The 7,543-nt window shown below is 70.4% G+C and carries 10 protein-coding genes; 5 read left to right on the forward strand and 5 right to left on the reverse strand.

Going from position 1 to position 7,543, the window contains the following annotated elements; all coding sequences use genetic code 11:
- Positions 1-513, forward strand: a 513-nt coding sequence (locus JWP64_RS05965; protein WP_297493290.1) for a hypothetical protein, incomplete at its 5' end; no start/stop codon positions are given.
- Between the two features lie 631 nt (positions 514-1,144).
- Here JWP64_RS05965 and JWP64_RS31385 read toward each other — a convergent pair.
- Positions 1,145-1,837 carry a methyltransferase domain-containing protein gene (locus JWP64_RS31385; RefSeq protein WP_366889466.1) on the reverse strand — a complete coding sequence of 231 codons (693 nt, stop codon included), beginning with the start codon at positions 1,835-1,837 and terminating at the stop codon, positions 1,145-1,147.
- On the opposite strand from JWP64_RS31385, the gene JWP64_RS31390 reads away from it, so the two are divergent.
- Entirely contained in the window at positions 1,784-2,041 is a 258-nt protein-coding gene (locus tag JWP64_RS31390) for a cupin domain-containing protein (protein WP_366889468.1), read from the forward strand. The two genes, JWP64_RS31385 and JWP64_RS31390, sit on opposite strands and share 54 nt — an antisense overlap.
- A 29-nt stretch (positions 2,042-2,070) precedes the next feature.
- Here JWP64_RS31390 and JWP64_RS05975 read toward each other — a convergent pair whose 3' ends face one another.
- Complete coding sequence (locus tag JWP64_RS05975) at positions 2,071-2,895, reverse strand: MBL fold metallo-hydrolase (protein ID WP_297493293.1); 825 nt, start codon at positions 2,893-2,895, stop codon at positions 2,071-2,073.
- A gap of 435 nt (positions 2,896-3,330) precedes the next feature.
- Here JWP64_RS05975 and JWP64_RS05980 point away from each other — a divergent pair, with 435 nt between their 5' ends.
- Positions 3,331-3,678: a hypothetical protein gene (locus tag JWP64_RS05980; RefSeq protein WP_297493296.1), complete on the forward strand. Its 348-nt coding sequence runs from the start codon at positions 3,331-3,333 to the stop codon at positions 3,676-3,678.
- A 136-nt stretch (positions 3,679-3,814) separates the two neighbouring features.
- Here JWP64_RS05980 and JWP64_RS05985 read toward each other — a convergent pair whose 3' ends face one another.
- Positions 3,815-4,816, reverse strand: coding sequence for a sigma-70 family RNA polymerase sigma factor (locus JWP64_RS05985; RefSeq protein WP_297493298.1), 1,002 nt, complete (start codon positions 4,814-4,816; stop codon positions 3,815-3,817).
- A gap of 541 nt (positions 4,817-5,357) precedes the next feature.
- Between JWP64_RS05985 and JWP64_RS05990 the strand changes: the two genes are divergently transcribed.
- A complete protein-coding gene (locus JWP64_RS05990) occupies positions 5,358-5,567 on the forward strand; it encodes a phosphotransferase (RefSeq protein ID WP_297493307.1) in 210 nt (69 codons plus the stop codon).
- Between the two features lie 18 nt (positions 5,568-5,585).
- Here the strand turns inward: JWP64_RS05990 and JWP64_RS05995 are convergent, their stop codons facing one another.
- Positions 5,586-6,419: a mycofactocin-coupled SDR family oxidoreductase gene (locus JWP64_RS05995; RefSeq protein ID WP_297493301.1), complete on the reverse strand. Its 834-nt coding sequence runs from the start codon at positions 6,417-6,419 to the stop codon at positions 5,586-5,588.
- 127 nt (positions 6,420-6,546) lie between these two features.
- Here JWP64_RS05995 and mftR point away from each other — a divergent pair, with 127 nt between their 5' ends.
- Positions 6,547-7,197, forward strand: a complete 651-nt coding sequence (gene mftR / locus JWP64_RS06000) for a mycofactocin system transcriptional regulator (protein WP_297493302.1) — start codon at positions 6,547-6,549, stop codon at positions 7,195-7,197.
- A 130-nt stretch (positions 7,198-7,327) separates the two neighbouring features.
- Here the strand turns inward: mftR and JWP64_RS06005 are convergent.
- Positions 7,328-7,543: hypothetical protein (locus tag JWP64_RS06005; protein WP_297493305.1), on the reverse strand; the 216-nt coding region annotated here is incomplete at its 5' end.

The following is a 7,543-nucleotide window of genomic DNA, read 5'->3' on the forward strand; positions in this document are numbered from 1 at the left end:
CATCGCGGGGATCAAACAGGAGGGAATGGGATGGTTGCGTCAGCAACTGGAAGACTAGCGTTGATGGCTATCCATCCATGCTATGCGGACGGAATCTTGGAAGGGAGAAAGCAGGTCGAGTTCCGTAAGAGGCCTTTGGCGGCTGACGTCAAGATAGTGGTCATCTATTCAACGGCGCCAATTCAGCGAATCGTCGGCGCATTCACGATTTCAGAGACTGTCATCGGAAGTCCTGATGAAATATGGCAAAAGTTCGGCGATGTTGGTCTGATCGAGCGCTCGAAGTACGAAGCCTACTACGCGGATAGCCAGCGTGCGGTGGCGCTGGTTGTCGAGCGGGTCTTTCCTGTGGAAGGTGGCTTGCCACTTAAAGCGCTCAATCCGTCCCCGACTGCGCCACAGAGTTTCTCGTACCTGTCTCATTCGCAGGCCAGCACACTCTGTCGGTATATAAGTGGTGCCGAGGTCCAACAGACGCTGTTCGACGATGTCGCTCTATGTGCGGTCCGCTAGGTGAACGATTAGCTGCACGAGACCGCTTCTGTACCTCAGGAGGACTTTCTGTACGTCTTCAAGCCGGCCCTGGCGGGCCGGGGCGCAGCCCTCCTGCGCGCTCGGCCTTGCCGCTCCGCTCCCGGCCGGCGCGCCCGGGCAGCGCCAGGGCCACAACCGGGATGAGACGCCGAAAGGTCCCGGAGGCCAGAGGTGCCAGCTCGTCCACGCCGATCGTCATCGACCGGGCCGACCGCATCAAGGCCGCTGCGCGCACCACGCCACCGGCCCCGCCCAGGCTCCCGAGGATCGAGCACCACAAGAAGAGGGGGGCGGGGCCGGCGACGCGGTGTGTTCCAGCCTTGACCCGGCCGGCCCGGTCGATGAGGCGGCCAGGACGACGAGCAAGGCCGCGGAGTGAGCAGGGTGGGGGGAGGAGATGGTCAGCCGGGCGCCGCTGTAGCAACAGCTGTAGCAACGGGTTCGGCGAGAGACACTCGGATCGGGACGTTGTCGCAGGTGAGCGGGACGCGCTGGACGCCTACGGACTCACTGATCACGCGTGACCGTGCCTGAAAAGCGGAAGGTCGGCGGTTCGACCCCGCCCCTGGCCACACCTTCCCACCAGCCGAAACACCTGCGCTGGTCTCTCTCATCTCGCCTCGCTCTCCCAGTGGGCCCCCAGCCGTTCCGGCAGCAACCCCCCGCGTTCCGACGGCGTGCCCGTCCGCTCACGGCCGTCTGGCCGCCCATCCGGTCCTCGCGGCGCGGACCGTGAGATCGCTGCGCTGCAGGACGCCGTCGGGCCCCTCGCTGTCCACGAGGGTGTCGAGCGCGGCCGATCGTCGGCGCTCAGTCGGCCGTCGAGACCTGATCGCATGCGCCGCAGGGGCGCCTGCGCGTAGCGGCCGGCGGAGGCGGGGAGGGGTGGCCTCAGGTCGATGGCGAAGGCCCGCTCGGCCTCGATGGTGAAGCCGGCTCGGGGCAGGCGTGGGCCCCAGTCCGAGCCGAGATGCGGCACCGCGTCGGCGTGGTCGTCGGCCAGGAGGGGATGGCAGCGCGCTTCGAGCCCGGGACGGCCGAGGCCGAGGTCGTCGGGCAGGAAGCGCGGGAAGGAGCCCATCTCGATCACGGCCAGGAGACCGCCGGGGCGGAGCGCGGCGAAGACCTCGGTGAGAACCCGATCGGGATCCGCCACGTGGTGGAGGGACGCGGACGCCCACACCAGGTCGAGGGTGTCGACGGCCGGCCACGCCGGGTGCCCGCGCCGCACGGTGTGACCGGGGCCAAGATGCGCGTCACCGACCCGGCCCCTGGTCGTGGCCCCGACGGGTTGAAGGTCCACCCCGGCAAGGACTGGTTCACCGTCCTGTCGGGAACGGTCGTGCTGTTGCTGGGGGAGCGGACCATCTTGGTCGAGACCGGCCAGGCGGCCGAGTTCTCCACCATGATCCCGCACGCCTTCGGGGCCCACGACGGCCCGGCGGAGATCCTGGGCATCTTCGACCACGACGGGCGGCGCACCCATCTCCGCGTCACGAAGCCGTAGCGCCTCTGCTCCCCGCCTCGGTTCCGCTGTCAGCCGAGAGGGTCGTTCTCGCCGCTCACCCACGCGACGTACCTGTCCGCGGACCGGCGGACCGCATCCTTCGCGCCCGCGAGCACTGCACGCCCCGTGAGGCCGTACATCCGGTCGAACTCGTAGGGCTCGAGCGAGTCGACGATCCGTCTCACCAGGGTGGGGGACAGCGGTATCCCGTTGGGGTAGCTCCGCAGGAACGTCACCCAGCCCGTCGCCGGCGTCGGCATGATCGAGTCCCCGACGAGCAGGTCGTCCCGTCCGTCCGGGCTCGTCACGTGCGCCACCGCCGCCCCGGGGAAGTGGCCGCCGACCTCGATCAGCGTCACTCCCGGCAGTACCGTCTCGACGCCGCGCCACTCCGTGATCACCGGGTCGTCGCGCTGCACCCACTCCCGGTCCGCGGAGTGGACGAGCACCGGGACATCGCCGAAGCGTCGGCTCCAGCCCACCTGGCAGCCGAACATGTGGGGGTGGCTCGCCACCACGAGGCTCAGTCCGCCGAGTCTCTCGATCTCCGCAACGAGCTCCGGTGCGAGGTGGTTCGGCGGATCCCACAGCATGTTCCCGTTCGGGGTCCGGACGAGGTACGACCACTGCCCGATGCCGAAGCTCGGCTGCCGGTGGAACCGGTGCAGGCCCGGACGGAGTTCCTCGCTCTCCAGGCGGTGCTCCTCGGCGTCCAGCTCGTCGGCGGTGGTCCAGCGCTGGCCGTCGACCGGGACCCACTGGCGGTCGTCGGCACAGATCCGGCAGGTGGTGCGGGGCGGTCGTCCGGTGTCCGGGTGCTCCACGCCGCAGGTGCCGCAGATCCAGATCGTCACCGCGCCAGTCTCGTCGCCCCACCGGGGACGAGGTCAAGGCGCCGAGCAGCGGAGTGAGCGTCGACCCGTCGGCGGCACCTCCCCGGTCCGGATCGGACGGATCGTTGTCCACTCGGTCGTGCGAGCAGGATCGCCGGATCGAGGGATGGATGTGACGGTGCGTAGTTCCGGAAAAGGGTGCTCGGCCAAGCGGGTAGCGGTTCACTGCAAAGAGTGACCACGAGCGGGTGAAAGGGGTCGATCATGACGGCTACAGATGCCGCAACGGAGCAATATCCTTGCGTTGAGTAATTGGGTTAGCACGATAGTGGTAGATCGTTCGTTGTTTCGAGGTCGGGCCCGATAGCTTTTAGTCATCAGCGGGGCTCCCCAGCCACACGCTGACACACACGATGGGTCCACCCGCGGACCCAATCATGTAACAGGAGATGCACTGTGCTGAAGAAGGCCGGAATCGTCGTTGCCGCTGCTGCCGCCACCCTCATGGCCGTCAGCCCCCTCGCCTTCGCCGGCGAGAAGAGCCACGGCAACGACTGGGGTCACAAGAGCGGGCAGTCCGAGCGCCAGGTCAACTCGATCAGCGACGACAACGAGCAGGCGGGCCTGGTCAACGTGGGCGACGTCAACGCCCTGAACAACCTCGCCGTCTGCTCGCCGGTCAACGCCGCCGTTCCGGTGTCCGTCCTGGGCATCCTGGGCGGCAACCAGGGCGTCGACCAGCAGGCCGGCAACGTGGTCTGCGCCCCGGGCGACCGCCCCTCGCAGACCAACATCGACGACTGAGCAACAAGGTCATCCGACCGGGGATGACGTGCTGGGCCCGTCTCGCGGGCCCGGCACGTCCCTCCCGGTGATTCTTCTCCGCAATTCCTGCGCCGATTCCGCGTGTCCGGAAATCGGCGCAGCGCTGTTTCCGGGGTCAGGCAGCGGTCTGCGGTTCGAGCCGGTCCGGCATTCCGAACAGGGCGAAGAGCTTGGTGTCGAGGAACGTGCTGATCCCGGTGATTCGCCCGTCGGCGATTCGCAGGACCTGCAGGCCCCACGGCACGTGGTGGGTACCGTCCGCCGAGAGCCGGTACTGCGCGAAGGCCGGCGAGCCGTTGGCCGAGGTCGCGATCAGCCTCGATCCCTTGCACTCGAAGCCCGGGCCGAGCATCCAGGCCGTGATGTTCTCCGCGCCGCGCAGCCAGAGTTCCAGCGGCGGCATGTTCTGCTCCGCGTCCTCGTGCAGCAGCGCGACGAGGGACTCCATGTCGTAGCTCTCGAACGCCGCGACGTACTTGCCGAGCAGCTCGGCGTCCTCCTCGCTCGGCGTGGTGGGCTCGAGATCCGGCGCGATGCCGCGCTCCTCGAGCGTGGCCCGAGCCCGCTGCAGCGCGCTGTTCACCGACGCGACCGAGCTGCCCAGCAGCTCCGCCACCTCCGCCGCCTTCCAGCAGAGGACCTCGCGGAGGATCAGCACGACGCGCTGGCGGGCGGGCAGGTGCTGCAGCGCCGCGACGAACGCCAGCCGCACGGACTCCCGCGCCACCGCCGTCTCCGCCGGATCCGCCCCGGACGGCGCGATCCGCGCGTCCGGGATCGGCTCGAGCCAGGTGTCGTCCGGGAGGGGCTCGCGCAGGTTGTCCGCGACCGGCTCCGACGGCCCCCCGAAGTCCATCGGCACCGCGCGGCGCTTGCGGCCGTTCAACGCGTCGATGCAGACGTTCGTGGCGATCCGGTAGAGCCAGGACCGCAGCGACGAGCGCCCGTCGAACTTCTCGAGTGCCCGCCACGCCCGGATCATCGTCTCCTGCACCGCGTCCTCGGCCTCGAACGAGGATCCGAGCATCCGGTAGCTGTAGCCCGTCAGCTCGGCTCGGTACTGCTCGAGCTGTGGTTCGAGCTCTTCGCGCCGCATATCGGTGGCCGGTGCACTCATCAGTCCCCCAGGGTCATCTGTGTCACACGTCAGTGTGCCCGGCACCACCGACAATTTGGAGCGTGCTGCGGCGATGAGTCCGGTTCGTCCGGCGGCGGCGCGTGCGGCACGATCGCCCCGTGGTCGGCCACCGTCCCGCTCCGGACGTCCCGTTACCGGCCGCGGTCCGGGCGCTGACCTCGGGAGATGTCGTCGTGCCGGTGTGGCGGAACGAGCTCGGCGGGCTGACCGCCGAGGCCGGTACGGGCTCGCGCCGGCGCTTCGTGAAATGGGCGCCGCCGGGCGTCGATCCGGGGCCGGAGGCGGCCCGTCTGGACTGGGCGGCGGCGTCCCGGCCGGTCCCACGGGTGCTGGCCCGGCGCGGACGACGAGGGTTCGTGGCTGGTCACGGCCGCGCTGCCGGGGCACAACGCCATCGAGGACCCGGATCCGGCCCGCGCCGTCGCCGCGATCGGGGAGGGGTTGCGCGCGTGCCACGAGGCGCTGCCGGTAACCCGACGTCACCGTCGTCTGCCACGGGGACGCGTGGGCTCCGAACACGCTGGTCGGCGACGACGGGGGCTGCACCGGGCACGTCGACCTCGGGGACCCGGGCGTCGGGGACCGGTGGGCGGACCTCGCCGTCGCCACGTGGAGCACGGAGTGGAATTACGGTCCGGGCTGGGAGCGACGCCTGCTCGACGCGTACGGCGTCGCCCCCGATCCCGGACGGACCGCCTACTTCCGGCTGCTGTGGGACCTCGGGCCCTGACCTCTGCTCGCCTGACCTCTATCTGACGGTGTAGCCCGCGTCGACGGGCAGCGTCACCCCGGTGATGTACCGGGCCTCGTCCGAGACGAGGAAGAGGATCGCGTTGGAGATGTCGATCGGCTCCACCCACGGCACCGGCAGCGCGTTGGTCGAGGCGAAGACCGGCTCGGCGGTCTCCCGCGTCGGATGCGGATTGGCCGGGTCGAACAGGCCCCAGGTCTTCTCGTTCTGGATCATGACCGTGTCCACGCCGGTCGGGTGCACGCTGTTGACCCGGATGGAGTGCCGGGCGAACTCGTTCGCGAGCGTCCGCATGATCCCGACGACGCCGTGCTTGGCCGCCGTGTAGTGCACCGTGTTCGGTGTCCCCTTGAGCCCGGCCGTCGAGCTCGTGATGACGATCGAGCCGCCGCGACCGCCCTCGATCAGGTGCGGCAGCGCCGCGCGGCAGGTGTTCCAGACGCCGGTGAGGTTGATGTCGATCATCTCCCGCCACGCGTCGTCCGTGACCTCCAGCGCGGGCTGGATCTCGAAGACACCGGCGTTGGCGCACACGATGTCCAACCGGCCGAACTCGGCGACCCCGGCGTCGACGGCGTCGCGCAGGGCAGCCGAGTCCCGGACGTCGGCCTTGGTGGCGAGCACCCGCCGGTCCAGCTCCTCGACCAGCCGGACGGTCTCCGCGAGGTCCTCCTCGGTGGCCGGTGGGTACATCTCGATGCTCTTCACCGGCTCGCAGAGGTCCACCGCGATGATGTCCGCGCCCTCGGCCGCGAGCCGCAGCGCGTGGCTCCGTCCCTGGTTCCGCGCGGCGCCGGTGATGAAGGCGACCTTGCCGTCGACCCGTCCCATACAGACCTCCTGCTCGTCCGCGATCAGACCGGGAGGAACGTGGGATGCTGCACGGGTCCGACCGGACCGCCGCGGTGCCGTCCGGTCTTCGACGTTAACCGGTGATCGCACCGCGGAGGAAGGGACGATGTCCGAGGACGACACGGCCGTCACGGCGGACGAGCGGACGAGCGAGGGCGACCACGCCCGGCGCGCGGGCCGGCGGCCCGTCACGTCGCGGCCGGAGATCGAGCACATCGCGCTGGAGCTGTTCACCGAAAGCGGCTTCGACACCACGACCGTCGACGACATCGCGCACGCCGCCGGGATCGGCCGCCGGACCTTCTTCCGCTACTACGCCTCCAAGAACGAGGTGCCCTGGGGCGCCTTCGACGAGCAGCTGGTGCGGATGCGGTCGACCTTCGCCGGTCTGGCGCCGGACCTGCCGGTGATGGCCGGGGTGCGCGAGGCGGTCCTGGACTTCAACGACGTCACGCCGGAGGAACAGCCCTGGCATCGGCGCCGGCTCCGGCTGATCCTTCAGACGCCGACGCTGCAGGCCTACTCCACGTTGCGCTACGCGTCATGGCGGCAGGTCGTCGCCGAGTACGTGGCCGGGCGGCTGGGCGAGCCGAGCACGGCCCTCGTCCCGCAGACGGTCGGGCACGCCAGCCTCGGCGTCGCCCTCGCGGCGTACGAGCACTGGCTCACCGCGGAGGGGACCGAGCTGCGGGACCTCCTCGACGACGTCTTCCGTGCTCTCGAGGGCGGCCTCGTGGTCTCCGGCGGGGACGGCTGATCCGTCTCCCGGGGTGACCACGGCCCGCGTCGACACGCTGCGGGCGGCCCGGCAGGCTCCGGGTGGAAGGCCCCGGGGCAACTCCTCTACCGCGGTGCGCCGGGACCGGGTCACCCGATTCCTCCGCCCGTCAGGTGGCGGGAACCGGCAGGGCCGGTGCGGGCAGGGCGGGCGCGGGCAGGGCCGGTGCGGGCAGGGCTGCGGCCGGGTCCGGAAGGGCCGGGAGCGCCGGGGCCGGGAGCGCCGGGGCCGGGAGCGCCGGCGCGGGAACGGCGGGTGCGGCGGCGGGATCGGGCAGGGCCGGGGCGGGAACTGCGGCGGCGGGGACCGGGACGGCGGGGTCCGG

The organism is Pseudonocardia sp. (assembly GCF_025465255.1).
Lineage (GTDB): Bacteria > Actinomycetota > Actinomycetes > Mycobacteriales > Pseudonocardiaceae > Pseudonocardia.